Source organism: Pseudomonas sp. S2_F07, assembly GCF_054668325.1.
The window spans coordinates 5,487,773-5,505,011 of sequence record NZ_CP162758.1; the positions used below are offsets into that span (position 1 = coordinate 5,487,773).

A 17,239-nucleotide genomic window follows, 5' to 3' on the forward strand; every position below is an offset into this window, starting at 1 on the left:
GGCTGCCGAACGCAGCGCTTAAAACCGGGTAGAATGCCGCCCACGCAATGAGGGTATTGGACATGGCTTTAGTCGGGCGTTACAACAGTTTGCAAGTGGTTAAACACACTAACTTCGGTTTATATCTGGACGGTGGCGCGGATGGCGAAATCCTTCTGCCTAATCGTTATATTCCAAAAGATATTCCTACCGAAGATGAAGACTGGCTCAACGTTTTTATTTATCTGGACAGCGATGACAAACTCATCGCAACTACTGAAAAACCGAAAGTTCAAGTCGGTGAATTCGCCAGTTTGAAAGTTGTTGAAGTCAACAGCATCGGCGTATTCCTGGACTGGGGCTTGCCGAAAGACCTGTTGCTGCCGTTCTCCGAAGAGAAGCGCCAGATGACGGCGGGTGAGTATGTGGTGGTGCACGTCTATCTCGACAAGCACACCCGTCGCATCACCGCGACCGCGCGCCTGGACCGCTACCTGGACAAGACCCCGGCCAACTACACCGCGGGCCAGGAAGTGGATCTGCTGGTGGCCGAAGCCACGGACATGGGTTTCAAGGCCATCATCAACAACAAGCATTGGGGCCTGATCCACAAGAACGAAATCTTCAAGTTCATGCGCGCCGGTAAAGAAGAAAAGGGCTTCATCAAGGAAGTTCGCGCCGACGGCAAGATCAGCCTGAGCCTGCAACCGGTCGGCCAGGAAGCGGCCACCAGCCTGAACTCGAAGATCCTCGCCAAGTTGCGCGAAAACAACGGCAGCCTGGCGGTGAGCGACAAGAGCGATCCGGCATTGATCAGCAGTCTGTTCGGTGTCAGCAAGGGCAACTTCAAGAAGGCCATCGGTGCGTTGTACAAGAACGGCCAGATTGTCATTCATGCCGATCGTATCGAGCTCAGTTGACCCCACTCTGACGTGTAGGAGCTGCCGAAGGCTGCGATCTTGATTTTTAGAGATCAAAAGATCGCAGCCTTCGGCAGCTCCTACAGGGGCATTTTCTGGCCTTCTGGTTAATAATCGACAACATGATTCATCGCCCCGGTGATTTCTTTTCAACGAGAAGGCCGGGGTTTTGCTTTTTTCTGCCGAGTCTTTGCCATGGATTGTGTCTTCGAGGTGTTCCGGTGAGCGCCACCCGGCGCAGCACCGACGGGTTTGCCCTGCAAGTGATGGTCGGGTTGTGCCTGGTCTGGGGCGTGCAGCAGGTGATGATCAAGTGGGCGGCGGCCGATATCGCGCCGGTGATGCAGGCGGCCGGACGTTCCGGCATGTCGGCGTTGCTGGTCGGGCTGCTGATCTGCTGGAAGGGTGGCTGGAACCAGGTGGGGGCGACCTGGCGCGGCGGTCTGTTGGCCGGTGCCTTGTTCGGCCTGGAGTTCTTCTTCATTTCCGAAGGCCTGCAACTGACCACGGCGGCGCACATGTCGGTGTTCCTCTACACGGCGCCGATCTTCACCGCCTTGGGAGTGCACTGGTTGCTGCCCAGTGAGCGATTGCGGCCGCTGCAATGGCTGGGGATTGTCCTGGCCTTTATCGGGATTGCCATTGCGTTTGCCGGCGGGGTGTCCTGGGACAACCTTGATTACCGCATGTTGATGGGCGATGCCCTGGGCGTGCTGGCGGGTGCCGCCTGGGGCGCGACCACGGTGGTGGTGCGCGCCTCGCGCCTGTCGGAAGCGCCGGTGACCCTGACGCTGTTCTATCAGTTGATTGTCGGCTTCTTCGGCTTGTTGTTGATTGCGCTGCTCAGCGGCCAGATCACCCATGTCAGCCTGACTCATGTGGCGGTGGCCAGTGTGCTGTTTCAGGGCGTGGTCGTGTCGTTCTTCAGTTACCTGATCTGGTTCTGGCTGCTGCGCCGTTACCTGGCGGCCAACCTCGCGGTGTTTTCGTTCATGACGCCATTGTTCGGCGTCACCTTCGGCGTGGTGCTGCTCGGCGAGGAACTGAGCCTGAACTTCGTCATCGGTGCCGTACTGGTATTGGCGGGCATCACTTTTGTCAGCGCCGAGCAGTGGTTGCGCCGTCGTTTGCGCAAAGCTCTTGGGCAGCACTGACCGGCGCGAGCAACAGACCGCCGGCGAGCAACAAGCCGCAGCCAGCGACTACCAGTGCCGGCTGCAAACCGCCACTGAAATGACTGCTCAGCGCCGCCAGCAATGGTCCGCTGAGCTGGCCCACGGCAAAGCAGGCTGTCAGCAGGCCGGCATTGCGCTGGGTGGCATGGGGCGCCAGTTCCCGGGAGCGTTGCATCACCAGTTGCATGCAGGCCAGGAACGGCGTGCCGCACAGGATCACACCCAACGCCAGGCCTGGCCCGTTACCCAGCAGGCAAGCGAACACGCCAGCGGCTTGCAGCCATAACGTCGCCATCAACCAGTGACCGGTGGCGCGAGGTTTTTGCCGCCGCAGACACACCAGCACCACACCGGTTGCCGCCGCCAAACCAAAGCATGGCCAGAACAGGTCGGCCTGCCATTGGCCATGGAATTGCGCATTGGCCATTTGCGACAAAAAAGTCGCCGGAATGATGTAGCCCAATCCGTACAAGGCATAGATCCAGCCCAGGCGAGCGATACCTTGATTACCCGAGGCGCTGGCGCTGGGCGCAGCAGTCGCGGTGGCACCCGGTTGTGGCAGGAACGGCAGGAACCCCAGCAGCATCGCCAGCCCTGCGGCGGCGTACACCAGCCACAAGGTGGCGGAAGTCTGGCCCAGCAGATTAGAGCCCAGGGCCAACAGACCTGTCAGGAAAATCCCCAAACCCGGCCCGGCGAAGACCAGGGCGCCGAGCCGAGGTCGACCGGCCTCTGCTGCGAGTGGCTGGCTCAGGGCGGTAATCATCACCAGCACCCAGGCGCTGGCCACGCCGGTGCCAAAACGCAGCAGCAGGTGCGACCAGAAACCATTGGCCCAGAACGACGCCAGGGTCAACAGCACGCAGAGCCACAATCCGCCGAGCAAGCGCCGGTGCACTTGCGCCGGACGCCGGGAAAACATGGCGTCCACCGCACCAATGAAATAACCGAGGTAGTTGGCGGCGGCAATCAGTCCGGCGGCGGTCAGGTCGATCTGGCCTTCGCTGAGCAGGTGCGGCAGTTGCGGTGTCAGGGCAAAACGGCCGATGCCCATGGCCATCATCAGGGCAACGAAACTGGCGGATAAGCGGATCAGGGGAGACATGGTCTGGATTCCGTCTGGAGGATCAATGACCGTCAGGCTAGGACTGATTGACTTTCTTTAAAAATGAATAATAGTGAGTAACTTGTTCTTTTTTGGAGAATATCGTGGAGTTCAGCCAATTGCGCATCTTCCAGGCAGTGGCGGAAGAAGGGTCCATCACCCGGGCCGCAGAACGGTTGCATCGAGTGCCGTCGAACCTGTCGACCCGGCTCAAACAGCTGGAAGAGCAACTGGGCGTCGAACTGTTCCTGCGCGAACGTCAGCGCTTGCAGTTGTCGCCTGCGGGAAAAGTCCTGCTGGACTACACCGCCAGGCTGTTTGCCTTGCACGATGAGGCCAGCGCGGCAGTGCAGGGCGGTCAACCGGCGGGCGACTTCGTGCTCGGCACCATGTACAGCACGGCAGCGATTCACCTTCCGGGGCTATTGGCGCACTACCACCGCTTGTATCCGGCAGTGAACCTGCAAGTACAGTCCGGGCCCAGCGGTGAACTGCTCGAAGGCCTGCTCACCGGCCGGCTCGATGCGGCGCTGGTGGATGGCCCCCTGGAGCTGGCCGGTCTCGACGGGGTGCCCTTGTGCGACGAGCGCCTGGTCCTGATCAGCGAGGCCGACCATCCGCCCGTGCGCAGCGCGCTGGATGTGCAAGGTCGTTCGGTGTTCACCTTTCGCCAGGGCTGCTCCTACCGCATGCGCCTGGAGGCCTGGTTCGCCCATGACCACGCGGCCATGGGCCGGGCGATGGAGATCGAGTCCTATCCGGGGATGCTGGCATGTGTGATTGCCGGTTCCGGTGTGGCGCTGATGTCGGAGTCGATGCTCGCCAGTCTGCCGGGCCGCGAGAGTGTGGCCGTGCATCCGTTGGCCGAGCCGTTCGCCAGTGCGACCACCTGGCTGATGTGGCGCAAGGGCATGGTCGGGGCCAACCTGAATGCCTGGATCGAGCAGCAACAGGTGGTTTTTCCGCCGACACGGGTGCGGGCACAGGACATTGCCTGAACACAGGCTGATTGTGATGGATTCAGTAACAGATCATTGTGACTTTGCGCGAGCATTGCGTAGGACTTCGGACTATTATCTGTACGAAGGGGCTACAGAACTTTGGCCGCTCGGCACTACCCTGAAGGGGGCACCATGAAAGAGAAAATCCAAAACTGGCTGCATGACCTGGGCGTCGCTCTCGGCTTGATCGAGCCGCCTCTGCAACCCGTGCCAATTCGTACTGACGACGAACAACGTCGACGCCAGCAACGACGCCGGTAATGGCAGATATCATCTGACAGGTGATAGGTTTCCAGTGGCGAGGGAGCAAGCTCCCTTGCCGCTTCGTGTACGTTTGATCACCAGCCTTAGTACCGCCCGATCTCCAGCAAAAACCGGCTCAAATCATTCGCCGTCCTGGCGGTCTTGAGCATCCGGTCTTCCTCCACGGTAAACGCCGTGACACCCAGTTCATCTTCCAGATGGAAGATCAGCTCTTCGATATCATTTTTATCCAATCCCAACTGCGCCAGGCTGGCGTTGTCGTCGAAGTCGTCCCGACCTTCCAGCAGGCGGCTGATGTAGCGATGTACGACAGCACGAAGGGCGGCTTCTTTCATGATCGTTCTTCGAGGAGGCGGGTGTCGTTCTTCCTGCCGGTGCAGTTCCTGTCGTTGAGTACAGCAGGCTTTAGCCGTGTGAGCGCTGCCATTGGTCAATCATGTTGCGTAAGTGCTCCCCGGAAAAACTCCCGAAATGCCCGCCATGCACCGTGCGGATTGACAGCCCGTGCAAGCGTTGCAGGCTGCGGGCGTAGTCATCGAGGTTGGAGTGGTAGGCGTCTTCGATCAGCGGGCCGTCGTAGATGATGTCGCCACTGAACAATGTTTCGGTGGCGGCTTCGTACAGGCAGATGCCGCCCGGCGAGTGTCCCGGTGTGTGCACGACCTGCAATACCCGGTTGCCCAGGTCCAGCACATCCCCATCTTCGACAAACCCTGTGGCCGGTGCGGCCTTGACCCGGTATTCGGCGTAGCACAGCGGGCAATCGGGGTGCGCCTCGAACATGTCGTCGCCGACGAAGGCTTTACTCAGGTCGTTGTCGCCATCGGGCGCCGCGAGAATGTCCGCCTCGGCCGGATGCACCAGGCGTTCAGCGAACTCGTGATGACCGGCGATGTGATCGAAATGGCAGTGGCTGGCCACGGCCACCAGTGGCCGTTCGGTGATCCACGGCAGTTGCTCGCGCAGGCTGACCAGGCCCGAGCCGCTGTCGAGCAGCAGGTCTTTGTCGCGGCCCTGGATGTGCCAGAGATTGCAGCGGTAGAAAGGCCGGATGTAGGGCTCGTGAATCAGGCGGATGCCGTCGCTGAGATGTTTGACTTCGAACCACTGGTCACGGCTGACGATCTTCATGAGCAGTTTTCTCCAGACGAAAAAAAACGAGTGTGGCAACCGACGCCACACTCGTCGAAGAAAGCATCAAGTCGTTATGTTCAGCTTAGGCCGCGCTGGCCACAGTCACCGGGCGACGGGACAGCAGGCTGACAGCAACAAAGCTCACCAGGCCTACACCGAGGCTGTAGTAGATCGGGGTGTTGGCGTCCAGTCCGTCCTTGAACATGAACAACAGCGCGGTGGCGAAGCCCATGCCCATGCTGGCGATAGCGCCGGCGGTGGTGGCGCGCTTCCAGAAAATCGCACCCATCAGCGGGATCAGCATGCCGCCTACCAACAGGTTGTAGGCCAGGGTCAGGGCGCTGATCACGTCGTTCACGATCAGGGCGATGCCCAATACCACGATGCCGGTCAACAGGGTGAACAGGCGGTTGATCGCCAGGCTCGACTGTTTACCGCCACGCAGTTTCGGCAGCAGGTCTTCGGTCAGGGTGGTTGCAGCGGCCAGCAGGCCGGCGCTGGCGGTGGACATCATGGCGGCCAGTGCGGCAGCGATCACCAGGCCACGGATACCGTCCGGCAGGGACAGTTTCACAATCGCGGCGAAGGCGTTGTTGACGTTGTCCAGGTCCGGGATCAGAACGTGGGCAGCCATGCCGATCAGGGCGCAGGCCAGGCCGTAGAGGATGCAGTAGATACCGGCAGCGGTACCGGCAACCTGAGCCACTTTGGCGGTCTTGACGGTGAACACTCGTTGCCAGATGTCCTGACCGATCAGGATGCCGAAGAAGTAGATCATGAAGTAGGTGATGATGGTGTCCCAACCGATGGTGGTGAAGCTGAAGCTCGCCGCCGGCAGTTTCAGCACCAACTCATCCCAGCCGCCGACGCGGTACAGGCAGATCGGCAACAGGATGAACATCAGGCCGACAGTCTTGATCACGAACTGGACGATGTCGGTCAGGGTCAGGGACCACATGCCGCCGATCGCCGAGTAGACCACCACCACGCCGCCGCCGAGCAGTACCGAGATCCAGAACGGCAGGCCGAACAGCACTTGCAGCACGGTGCCGATTGCCAGGATCGAGGTCACGCCGATCATCAGCGCGTAGGCCAGCATGATTACCGCGCTCGCGGAGCGGGCCATCGGGTTGTAGCGTTTTTCCAGGACCTGGGTAACGGTGTAGATCTTCAGCTTCAGCAGCGGTTTGGCGAGGAACAGGTTCAGCGCCACGATCCCGCAACCCAGGGCCGCACACAGCCAGAAACCGGAGATGCCATGCACATAGCCCAGACGCACGGTGCCCACGGTGGACGCACCGCCCAGGACGGTGGCAGCCATGGTGCCCATGTACAGGCTTGGGCCGAGGTTACGACCGGCGACCAAAAAGTCTTCGTTGGTCTTGGCCTTGCGCATGCCGTAGTAGCCGAGTATCAGCATCGCGGCGGCGTAGATGAGTACGACGAATAAATCCAAAGCCATTATGGCGTGTCTCCGATTGTCTTTTTTATGTGAGGCTGAAAATCAATCCCTGTGGGAGCGGGCTTGCTCGCGAAAGCGGTCTGTCAGTCACATCAATGTTGGATGTGCTGCCGTCTTCGCGGGCAAGCCCGCTCCCACAGGTAGTGCGTTTAGTTCATTGAATCAGGCGGCTTGACGCATCGCCGGTTTAGCGAGCGAATCCGTGCTCTTGCTGCGAGGGTCGTTCGGACCGAACACAGCGCTCGATTCCGGGAACAGGCTCAGCAGCGCCAGGTACACCAGCGAGGCCAGGCCCAGGGTCACCGGCAGGCTGATGTCGATACCACCGGCCATTTCGCCCAGCGGCCCGACAAACTGGCCCGGCAGGTTCACGAAGCACAGGCCGACGGCCGCGCTCGGGATCCAGGCGCCCAGGCCACGCCAGTTCCAGCCGTGGGTGAACCAGTAGCGGCCACCTTTCTCGCCACGGGTGAACACTTGCAGGTCATCCGGGCAGTAGAAGCCGCGACGCACCAGCAGGCCGATGATCATGATCACCATCCACGGGGTGGTGCAGGTGATGATCAGCACGGCGAAGGTCGACACGCTCTGCACCAGGTTGGCCGCGAAGCGCCCGATGAAGATGAACGCAATCGACATCACACCGATCAGCAGCGTGGCCTTGACCCGCGACAGCACCCGAGGAAACACGCTGGACATGTCCAGGCCGGTGCCGTAGAGCGAGGTGGTGCCGGTGGACATGCCGCCGATGACCGCGATCAGGCACACCGGCAGGAAGAACCAGCTCGGCGATACCGCCAGCAGGCCGCCGACATAGTTGTTGGCCGCAATGTAGTCCGGCGCCTTGACCGCTACGATGGTGGCGGTGACGAGGCCGAACAGGAACGGAATCAGCGTGGCGAGTTGCGCGGCAATCACCGATACCATGATCCGGCCTTTGGGCGTATCGCGCGGGATATAGCGCGACCAGTCACCGAGGAACGCACCGAAGGAGATCGGGTTGCTCATGGCGACCAGTGCTGCCCCGATGAACGCAGCCCAGAAACCGGCCTGGCCCATGGCGACGGTGCCGGCGTACTGGCTGTCGAATGCAGGGGCGAACGCGAAAACCCCCAGCAGGAACAGCAGGCTGGCCGCCCACACCGCAATGCGGTTGACCCACAGCATGAAGCGGAAGCCATAGATGCACACGGTCAATACCAGCAGCGCGAACAGACCGTAGGCCAGGCCCAGGGTCAGATCGGTTTCCGGCAGATCGATCAGGCGCTTGGCACCGCCCACCAGCGCATCGCCCGAACTCCAGACGGAGAGCGAGAAGAACGCGATTGCGGTCAGCAACGACAGGAAGGAGCCGACGATTCGCCCGTGCACGCCGAAGTGTGCGCCGGAAGAGACGGCGTTGTTGGTGCCGTTGATGGGGCCGAACAGGCCCATCGGCGCCAGGATCAGCGAACCGAGTACCACGCCCAGCACAATCGCCCAGACGCCCGCCTGAAAGGACAGGCCGAACAGTACCGGGAAACTGCCGAGCACGGCGGTGGCAAAGGTGTTGGCGCCGCCGAAGATCAGGCGAAACAGATCGCTGGGCTTGGCGTCACGCTCATTGTCCGGGATCTGTTCGACCCCGTTTGTTTCGATGCTGCTAAGGCTTTTTTCGTTGTTTTTGTTATTCATGACCAGCTCCGATCATAAAGGCGCGCTCATCGTGCGTGAGCATCACCTGTGTTGGCTAAGGGGGTGGCAGCCCTTCCGGCATCGCGGACAAATGTTCGTGGCAGGCCAGCCATAGGCCTTGTTGTTCTTGGCCAGACGCTTGTTTCTTGAAAACAATCGTCTCGCGCTCCTGGCTGAAGTGTTGCTCCCCTTGCATGCGCAACTCGGTGGCCACGTCATGGATGAAAATCGCCACGTCACCCTGCAGGCTGACGAAAGCGTTGCTTGAGGTGCACGAGAGCACCTCGAAGCCATCCTCGGAGCGCCAGCCGTCCCACATCGCCTGATAGGCGTCGCGCGACAGCAGGGGCTGTTCGAGGGTGTAGAAGACGAAGCTGGCTTCAACGCTGAACGCGCCGAAGTAGGCTTCGCGATCGTTACGGGCAAAAGCGGACACCAGATCGGCGGCGGCTTTGAGCACCTGATCACGTTCGTTCATGACCGATCCTCAGCGGTGGACTACGCCAGGCAGTACGCAGAGCATTTCGTACAGCAGGTTGGCGGCCAGCAGCGAGGTGTTGCCGGTGGTGTCGTAAGCGGGCGAGACTTCTACCAGATCGCAACCGACCAGGTCGAGGCCTTGGCAGCCACGAACGATCTCGATCGCCTGAATGGTCGTCAGACCGCCGATTTCCGGGGTACCGGTACCCGGTGCCCAGGCCGGGTCGATGCCGTCGATGTCGAAGCTCAGGTACACCGGGCCGCCGCCGACTTTCTCGCGGACTTCAGCCATCAAGGGCTCCAGCGATTTGTGCCAGCACTCTTCAGCCTGAACCACACGGAAGCCCTGGTTGCGGCTCCAGTTGAAGTCGTCAGCGGTGTAGCCCTGGGCGCGCAGGCCGATCTGCACGACGCGGTCCGGATCCAGCAGGCCTTCTTCGACAGCGCGACGGAAGGTGGTGCCGTGGGCGATCTTCTCGCCGAACATGTGGTCGTTCACATCGGCGTGGGCGTCGATGTGCACCAGGCCGACCTTGCCGTGCTTTTTATGAATGGCACGCAGGATCGGCAGGGTGATGGTGTGGTCGCCGCCCAGGGTCAGCGGGATCACGTCGTGTTCAAGGATGTTGTTGTAGGATTCTTCGATGATCCGTACGGCATCCAGCAGGTTGAACGTGTTGATTGCGATGTCGCCGATGTCGGCAACCGACAGCGAGTCGAACGGGGCAGCGCCGGTGGCCATGTTGTACGGGCGGATCATCACCGACTCGGCGCGGATTTCGCGAGGTCCGAAACGGGTGCCGGGGCGCAGGGAGGTACCGATGTCCAGGGGCACGCCTACAAAGGCAGCGTCCAGGCCGGCAGCGGTATTCAAATGGGGGAGTCGCATCATGGTGGCGATGCCGCCGAAGCGCGGCATTTCGTTGCCGCCCAGTGGTTGGTGAAGAATCTTGTCCACGGGTAGGGCCTCATCGTCGTTGTTTTATTTATGTCGGTTGCCGTTAACGGGAGTACGGGCGAACCTTGTGGCGCCGATTCTGCGAAATGTAGTGACCGGGAAGAATCGCTACGGGCAAATACTTAGTTCAGATTTTTCTAAACTAATGCGCGAGAGATCGATAGACTTCACCGCAACACGAAAGCTGCAGATAAACCTGTAGGAGCTGCCGCAGGCTGCGATCTTTTGATTTCCAGCGGTCTCAGATCGCACAGAGTCAAGATCAAAAGATCGCAGCCTGCGGCAGCTCCTACTGGGCTGTAGCCAGAGCCAGCTGAAATTCGAGCGGTGTTTGGAGAGTCCCAATGGCCAACGCTTTACCCGACCTGAAACTATTGCGCATCTTCGTCAGCGTGGTGCGCCATCAGGGGTTCGCCAACGCCCAGCAGGAACTCAATCTCTCGACGTCGGCCATCAGCACCTACATGAGCCAGCTCGAAGCCGCCCTCGGCCTGGTGCTGTGCCATCGCGGCCGTGGCGGTTTCAGCCTGACCAGCAAGGGCGAGCTGTTCCATCAGGAAACCCTGCGCCTGTTGGGCGAACTCGAAGGCTTCGAGCAGTACGCCGCCGCCCTCAAGGGAGAGTTGCGCGGTACCTTGAACCTCGGGGTGATCGACTCCACCGTCAGTGACAAGGCCCTGCCGTTCGCCGAAGCCATCGGCGCCTACAGCCAGGAGCACCCGGCCGTGCACTTGCACCTGTCGGTGATGAGCCCTTATGAATTGCAACTCGGGGTGCAGGACAACCGTCTCGACCTGGCCATCGGCGCGTTTTCCACGCGCATGAGCGGCCTGGTGTACATGCCGCTGTACCGTGAACAACACTGGTTGTATTGCAGCACGCGGCATCCTCTGTTCAACGAGCGGCGCATCCCCGAGCAAGTCATCACTCAACAGCGCATGGTCGGTCGTGGCTACTGGAGCCAGGCCGAACTGGCGCGCCACGGGTTCAAACACAGCGCAGCGACGGTAGAAAGTATGGAGGCCCAGTTGATCCTGGTGCTGTCCGGCGCCTACATCGGCTACCTGCCGGAGCACTACGCCCAGGCCTGGGCCGACAAGGGTGATTTGCGGGTGTTGCTGCCGGCGACCTTCGGTTATCAGGCGCCGTTCTCGATGATCGTGCGTCGGGGGCGCAGCCGCGAGCCGCTGATCCAGACATTCCGTGATTTGCTTAAAGCCCAACTGAATCAGGCATAAAGACGATGTCCAGAGTTCAATGTCCGCGCTGCCTGCGCCCGCAAAGCCACTGCCTGTGCCCGTTGATCCCAAGCCTCGACAGCCGCACCCGGGTACTGTTGTTGCAGCATCCGAGCGAAGTGAATCATGCGTTGAACACCGCGCGTCTGGCGGCGCTTGGGTTGAAGAATGCCGAGTTGATCGTCGGCGAGGTGTTCGAGGATTTGCCGACGCTGTTGAATCAGCCGGGGTATCGGGCGCGGTTACTGTTTCCCGGCGAAGATGCCCAACCGATGCAGGCGTGTGCCGCGACGGACGAACCCTTGTTGCTGGTGGTTCCCGACGGCACCTGGCGCAAGGCGCGCAAGATGTTGCACCTCAATCCGCTGCTGGCGGCGTTGCCGAGGGTGACGCTGGCCGAGGGCGGCGTGTCCCGCTATCGCCTGCGCAAGGCGCCGGGACCGGGGGCGTTGTCGACGGTGGAGGCGATTGTGCAGGCGCTGGAAACCCTCGAAGCGCCGGCGACGTTTGCGCCGTTGTTGAAGCCGTTCGAGGCGTTGATCGAGGGGCAGATTGCGGCGATGGGGGAGGAGGTTTACCAGCGTAACCATGGACCGAAATAGTCGGTGCCTGTCATGGCCCCATCGCGAGCAAGCTCGCTCCCACAGGGTTACTGGCGTTCTCAGAATTTGCGTTCGACGCGGACACTGTGGGAGCGAGCTTGCTCGCGATGGCGGCAGATCAGTCACCGCAGATTCTGGATACTGCCTACCGCTCCCGCATCGCCTCGGTCCGCGCTTTCAACACCGGTTTAAGCAAGTAATCCAGCACCGTTTTCTCCCCGGTAATAATGTCCACCGTCGCCACCATCCCCGGAATGATCAGTAGCGGTTTCACATCCCCGCCCAAATGGTTTTTGTCAGTACGCACCTGAATCAGATAGAAACTGTTGCCCTTGTCGTCGGTGATGGTGTCGGCGCCGATCAGTTCCAGCTTGGCGCTCAGGCCGCCGTAAATGGTGTAGTCGTAGGCACTGAACTTGACCATGGCTTTCTGGCCCGGATGCAGGAATGCAACGTCCTGCGGGCGGACCTTGGCTTCGATCAGCAGGTTGTCTTCCAGCGGCACGATTTCCACCATGTCACTGCCGGGCTGGACCACGCCGCCGATGGTGTTGACCTTCAATACCTTGATGATGCCGTGCACCGGCGAGACCACGGTGGTGCGGGTCACGCGGTCGTCGATGGCGATGCTTGATGCCGTTATTTTCGACAGGTCGGTGCGTTTCTCATTCAGCTCTTTGGCGGCTTCCGAGCGGAAGGTTTGCTCCGACTCGTCGATCTTGCTTTTGATCTCGTTGATCGCCGATTCCGCCCGGGGAATCGCCAGGGTGGTGGCGTTCAGCGAGCCGCGAATCTCCACGGCGCTGCGTTTGAGCCGGAGGATTTCCACCGGTGACACCGCGCCGGTGCCCACCAGCGGTGTGGACATGTTCATCTCTTGTTGCAGCAGCGCCAGGCTCGAACTGAATTGGCCCTGTTTCGAGCGAAACTCCGCCAATTCCTGGGTTTTTTGCCGAAGTTGTTCGCTGAGAGTACGCTGCTCGCTGGCCAGTCGCCGTTGCCGTTGCTCGTAAAGTGAGCGCTCGTCTTCGGCCACTTGCGGGGCCTTGGCGATCACTTCTTCTGACAGCTTGAACGGCCGGCCTTCGGCTTCGGCCGAAAGCCGTTCGACCTGCGCGGTCAAGGCGTAGCGATCGGCTTCGCTTTCACCCTTGTTCGACAGGTAGCGGGTGTCATCCAGACGCAGCAATGTATCGCCCTTGTTCACCATTTGCCCTTCGCGGACGAAAATTTCAGTGACGATGCCGCCCTCCAGGTTCTGGATCACCTGGACCTTGCTCGACGGAATCGCCTTGCCTTCGCCCATGGTCACTTCCTGCAACACGGCGAATTTGGCCCAGACCAGCGCGCTGACCAGCAGCGCGGCGGCCAGCCACACGGTGATTCGCGACCAGCGCGGTGAGTCCTGCAATGAGGCGCCGGCGGTTTCCGGCATGAACTCGGTCTCGGCACTTTTGTTGAAACTGTCGAAGTAGCCACGGGATCCTTGATCGGCAGACATGGGCTACTCCTAGACGGCCGCAGAGCCGACACGGCCCTTGCGCAGTGCATCGATGACAGCTTCCTTCGGACCGTCGGCGACGATCCGTCCGCTGTCCAGTACCACCAGCCGGTCCACCAGGCTCAGCATCGAGGTTCGGTGGGTCACCAGCAGGATGGTTTTGCCCTGGACCCAGTCGTGAAGTTTTTGCCGCAGGACGTCTTCGCTGCTGTTGTCCATGGCGCTGGTGGGTTCGTCGAGCAGCATGATGGGCGGGTCGAGCAACATCGCCCGGGCCATCAATACGGCCTGACGCTGGCCGCCGGACAACAGTTGCCCGCGTTCGCCCACGGGCCGGTCGAAGCCTTGCGGGTGTTGCCGGGCCAGCTCGGTAACGCCGGTCATTTCCGCCACTTCGAGCATGCGTGAGTCGCTGATATAGCGCGCGCCGAGGGTCAGGTTATCGCGCAGGCTGCCGGCCAGAAGCGGCAGGTCGTGGGCGACGTAACCGATTTGATGGCGCAGGTCGGCGACGTCCAGTTGCCGCAGGTCCAAGCCATCGAGCAGCAGTTGGCCTTCATCCGGTTCGTAGAAGCCCATCACCAGGCGCGCCAGGGTGCTTTTGCCTGAGCCGCTGCGACCGATGATGCCGACGCGCTCGCCGGGTTTCACACTGAAGCTGACATTGGCCAGGGCGGGAGTACTCTGGCCGTTATAGTGGAAGGTCACGCCGACAACATCCAGCGCGCCTTGCAGTTGGGTGCGCTCCAGCGGCCGTTGTCTGGCATCGCGCTCCTGGGGCAGGCCCATCAGCGCATCGGTGCTTTTCATGGTCAGTTGCGCTTGCTGGTAGCGGGTGATCAGGCCGGCGATTTGCCCCAGTGGCGCCAGTACCCGACTGCCGAGCATGTAGCTGGCCACCAGGGCACCGACGCTCAGGTTGCCGGCGATGATGCTGTAGACCCCGGCGACGATGGTGGCCATGCCGGACAGTTGCTGGATGAACAACGTGCCGTTGGTGGCCAGGGCCGAGAGGTTGCGTGCGTGGCTGTCGAGACGGGTGAGGGCGCCGTGGGTGCTTTCCCATTTGTGCTGGCGTTCGCTTTCGGCGCTGCAAGCCTTGAGGGTTTCCAGGCCACTGAGGGTTTCGATCAACAGTGCCTGGCGTTCGGCGCCCAGGCTGAGGCTTTTCTGCACGGTATCGCGCAGGCGCACCTGGATCACCATGGCGAAGATGATGGTGAGGGGGAACGCCAGTATCGGGATCACCACCAGCCAGCCACCGAGCAGGCCGATCACCAGCAGCATCAGCAGGCAGAAGGGCAGGTCGATCAGGCTGGTGAGGGTCACGGCGGTGAGAAATTCCCGCAGGCCCTGGAAGTCATGAATGCTTTGGGCGAAGCCACCGATGGTCGCCGGCCTTGCCTTCATCGCCATGCCGGTGATGCGCTCGAACAGGGTGGCCGACAGGATCACATCGGTTTTCTTGCCGGCGGTATCCAGCAAGTGCGCACGCACGACCCGCAGCACCAGTTCGAAAGCGGTGCCGATCAGCAAGCCGATCGCCAGCACCCACAAGGTCGAAGTGGCCTGGTTCGGCACCACGCGATCGTAGGTTTGCATCACGAACAGCGGCACCATCAGGCCCAGCAGGTTGATCAGGAAACTCGCCAGGATTGCATCGCTGTACAGCCATTTCGACAGCTTCAGCGTATCGCGAAACCAGGCCTGCACCCGAGGCACCAGTGGCGAGCGCAAGTCTTCGAGTTCGTGGCGTGGCCGGGCAAACAACGCCTGGCCACTGTAGTGTTCGGCCAGCTCCTCGGGGCTGAGCCATTGTTCGCCACCGTCGGCTTCGCTGGGCAGGATCAGCACCTTGCCGTCCTCGCCATAACGGCGCAGCACGGCCGTGCGGCCGTTGTTGAGCAACAGCAGCACGGGCAGGTTGAGTGGGGAGATGTCCTTGAGGTCGCGGCGCAGCAAGCGCGCCTGCAAACCGGCCCGGGCCGCTGCACGGGGCAGCAGGTCCAGGCTCAGGCGTTGGTGTGCCATGGGCAGCCCGGCACTGAGGCTGGCGCGACTGACCGTCGCGCCGTGGAGTTTGCAGAGGATCAACAGACCGTCCAGAAGCGGGTCATCGAAGCTCAGGCGCGGATCGACACCAGTGTTGCCGGGTTCCATGCTGGTCACATTGATTGCTCCCGTTGCTCTGCGGCAATCGACAGATATCTGCATATCTCACTGTAGGAGCTGCCGCAGGCTGCGATCTTTTGATCTTGATTGCTCAAAAGCAAAGTCAAAAGATCGCAGCCTGCGGCAGTTCCTACGGTTATTTCATTTCAGGCAGACGAGCTTCGTTTTTCACTTCGGTCTGGGCGATCGCGTCGGCGGGCAGTACGACCCGTTGCTTGCTCAGCAACTGGCCCATGTTCGCCAGGACACGGTACATAGAGAACTCTTCGGTATAGCGCACTTCGGTGTAGCGACGGTTGGCGTTGTAGAGCTCGTTTTCACTGTCGAGCAGGTCCAGCAGGGTCCGTTGGCCGAGGCCGAACTGATCCTGGTAGGCGATGCGTACACGCTTGCTGGTGTCGGCGTACTCACGGGCGGTCGGGGTTTGTTTCTTGGCATTGACCATGGCGTTCCAGGCCAGGTGAATGTTCTCGTTGAGCTGGCGCAAGGCATTGTTACGGATGTCCATGGCCTGGTTGATCTTGTGCGAGTCGGAGGCCAGGCGCGCCTTGTCGCTGCCTCCACGGAACAGGTTGTAGTTCATCACCACGCCAACCCGCCATTCGTTGTCGTGACCTTCGTCACCCTGCACGTTGTTGTTCGCGCCTACTGCCGCCTCGGCGTCCAAGCGCGGGTAGAACGGTGACTTGGCGACTTCGTACTGGCTTTCGGCCGATTGCACGTCGGCCTGGGCGGATTTCAGGTAAGGGTTGTTTTCCACCATGCTCTGCTGGGCTTCGGGCAGGGTGGGGGGGACTTCGCCGCGAATCGACGGCGGGGTTTCGAGCTCATCGGGCATGCGCCCCACAACGGCATAGAAGTTCGACTCGGCGTCGGCCAGATCGACTTCGGCGGTGTCGAGGTTGTTTTCCGCCAGTGCCCGGCGAGCGCTGGACTGGTCGGCATCGGCGTTGCTGCCCACGCCGCGCTGGGTGCGCAGGCCGATCTGGTCGTTGACCCGCAAGTGCGCTTGCAGGTTGTTCTTGGCCAGTGTCACCAGTTCGCGGCGCTTGAGGACTTCCAGGTAAACCTCGGTGGTGCGCAGGGCCAGATCCTGAGCCGTACCCTGAGCGTAATAGGCTCGCGAGTTGACCACGCCTTTGGTGCGCTGGACTTCATTTGAAGTGTTGAACCCGTCGAAGAGCATTTGCCGCAGGCGTAATTCCGATTGGGTGTAGTTCAAGGTTTCTGTGTTGTGTCCGCCGGGAGTGAGCGCCCGGGTATTGGTGTTATCGCTGTACCCGCGCCCGTAAGCGGCGTTCAGATCAACCGATGGATAAAAGCCCCCTTTGGCGACCTTTACGTCCTCATCCGCCGACAGTCGGCTGTCTACACGGGATGCCAGTTCCGGGTGGGTCGCAATGGTGCTCTGGATCGCTTCGGTCAGCGTCATGGCCTGAGCCTGGGACGAGCAGGCCATGGCCAAAAGAACCGCGCTGCAGAGGGGGGTTAATAGGCGCATGTACATCTCCCTGATTCCTGATGGTGCTTATCTGTCGCCAATTATTTGACGACATTTATAGGTAAAGTTGTTT

General features: G+C 61.0%; 16 protein-coding genes. 6 read left to right on the forward strand and 10 right to left on the reverse strand.

The features are described 5' to 3' along the window. Positions 1 to 62: 62 nt before the first annotated feature. Both AB4O40_RS24890 and AB4O40_RS24895 read left to right on the forward strand, forming a co-directional pair. A complete protein-coding gene (locus AB4O40_RS24890) occupies positions 63 to 899 on the forward strand; it encodes a CvfB family protein (protein WP_056721413.1) in 837 nt (278 codons plus the stop codon). A 221-nt stretch (positions 900 to 1,120) separates the two neighbouring features. Beyond that, the gene (locus AB4O40_RS24895; protein ID WP_056721415.1) at positions 1,121 to 2,053 is read left to right on the forward strand and encodes a DMT family transporter; all 933 of its coding nucleotides are present in this window, start codon (positions 1,121 to 1,123) and stop codon (positions 2,051 to 2,053) included. On the opposite strand, the gene AB4O40_RS24900 is transcribed toward AB4O40_RS24895, so the two are convergent. After that, positions 1,998 to 3,179, reverse strand: coding sequence for an MFS transporter (locus AB4O40_RS24900; protein WP_460057568.1), 1,182 nt, complete (start codon positions 3,177 to 3,179; stop codon positions 1,998 to 2,000). The two genes, AB4O40_RS24895 and AB4O40_RS24900, sit on opposite strands and share 56 nt — an antisense overlap. A gap of 104 nt (positions 3,180 to 3,283) precedes the next feature. Between AB4O40_RS24900 and ptrR the strand changes: the two genes are divergently transcribed. Together ptrR and AB4O40_RS24910 are read left to right on the forward strand one after the other, a co-directional pair. Then, positions 3,284 to 4,177, forward strand: coding sequence for a putrescine utilization regulator PtrR (ptrR, locus tag AB4O40_RS24905; RefSeq protein WP_056721418.1), 894 nt, complete (start codon positions 3,284 to 3,286; stop codon positions 4,175 to 4,177). 135 nt (positions 4,178 to 4,312) lie between these two features. Beyond that, a complete protein-coding gene (locus AB4O40_RS24910) occupies positions 4,313 to 4,441 on the forward strand; it encodes a PA1414 family protein (RefSeq protein WP_007914492.1) in 129 nt (42 codons plus the stop codon). Between the two features lie 86 nt (positions 4,442 to 4,527). On the opposite strand, the gene AB4O40_RS24915 is transcribed toward AB4O40_RS24910, so the two are convergent. The 6 genes from AB4O40_RS24915 to speB form a co-directional block, all read right to left on the reverse strand. Continuing rightward, a complete protein-coding gene (locus AB4O40_RS24915) occupies positions 4,528 to 4,779 on the reverse strand; it encodes a phosphopantetheine-containing protein (RefSeq protein WP_056721421.1) in 252 nt (83 codons plus the stop codon). 70 nt (positions 4,780 to 4,849) lie between these two features. Beyond that, complete coding sequence (locus AB4O40_RS24920; RefSeq protein ID WP_056721423.1) at positions 4,850 to 5,575, reverse strand: MBL fold metallo-hydrolase; 726 nt, start codon at positions 5,573 to 5,575, stop codon at positions 4,850 to 4,852. Positions 5,576 to 5,660: 85 nt separating this feature from the next. Beyond that, entirely contained in the window at positions 5,661 to 7,040 is a 1,380-nt protein-coding gene (locus tag AB4O40_RS24925; RefSeq protein WP_056721425.1) for a sodium:solute symporter family protein, read from the reverse strand. 162 nt (positions 7,041 to 7,202) lie between these two features. Beyond that, positions 7,203 to 8,714, reverse strand: coding sequence for a purine-cytosine permease family protein (locus AB4O40_RS24930; RefSeq protein WP_056721427.1), 1,512 nt, complete (start codon positions 8,712 to 8,714; stop codon positions 7,203 to 7,205). A gap of 55 nt (positions 8,715 to 8,769) precedes the next feature. Next, on the reverse strand, positions 8,770 to 9,192 hold the full coding sequence (locus tag AB4O40_RS24935; RefSeq protein WP_056721429.1) for a YybH family protein: 423 nt from the start codon (positions 9,190 to 9,192) through the stop codon (positions 8,770 to 8,772). 9 nt (positions 9,193 to 9,201) lie between these two features. Continuing rightward, entirely contained in the window at positions 9,202 to 10,152 is a 951-nt protein-coding gene (gene speB / locus AB4O40_RS24940) for an agmatinase (protein ID WP_056721431.1), read from the reverse strand. Positions 10,153 to 10,496: 344 nt separating this feature from the next. Here speB and AB4O40_RS24945 point away from each other — a divergent pair, with 344 nt between their 5' ends. Continuing rightward, positions 10,497 to 11,390, forward strand: a complete 894-nt coding sequence (locus tag AB4O40_RS24945) for a LysR family transcriptional regulator (RefSeq protein WP_007972518.1) — start codon at positions 10,497 to 10,499, stop codon at positions 11,388 to 11,390. 5 nt (positions 11,391 to 11,395) lie between these two features. Beyond that, entirely contained in the window at positions 11,396 to 11,992 is a 597-nt protein-coding gene (locus AB4O40_RS24950) for a tRNA-uridine aminocarboxypropyltransferase (RefSeq protein ID WP_223541617.1), read from the forward strand. A gap of 145 nt (positions 11,993 to 12,137) precedes the next feature. Here the strand turns inward: AB4O40_RS24950 and AB4O40_RS24955 are convergent, their stop codons facing one another. The 3 genes from AB4O40_RS24955 to AB4O40_RS24965 form a co-directional block, all read right to left on the reverse strand. After that, complete coding sequence (locus AB4O40_RS24955; protein WP_056721436.1) at positions 12,138 to 13,493, reverse strand: HlyD family type I secretion periplasmic adaptor subunit; 1,356 nt, start codon at positions 13,491 to 13,493, stop codon at positions 12,138 to 12,140. A 9-nt stretch (positions 13,494 to 13,502) separates the two neighbouring features. Then, entirely contained in the window at positions 13,503 to 15,662 is a 2,160-nt protein-coding gene (locus AB4O40_RS24960) for a type I secretion system permease/ATPase (protein ID WP_056721437.1), read from the reverse strand. A gap of 139 nt (positions 15,663 to 15,801) precedes the next feature. Further along, a complete protein-coding gene (locus tag AB4O40_RS24965; protein WP_056722286.1) occupies positions 15,802 to 17,166 on the reverse strand; it encodes a TolC family outer membrane protein in 1,365 nt (454 codons plus the stop codon). Between the last annotated feature and the right edge of the window lie 73 nt (positions 17,167 to 17,239).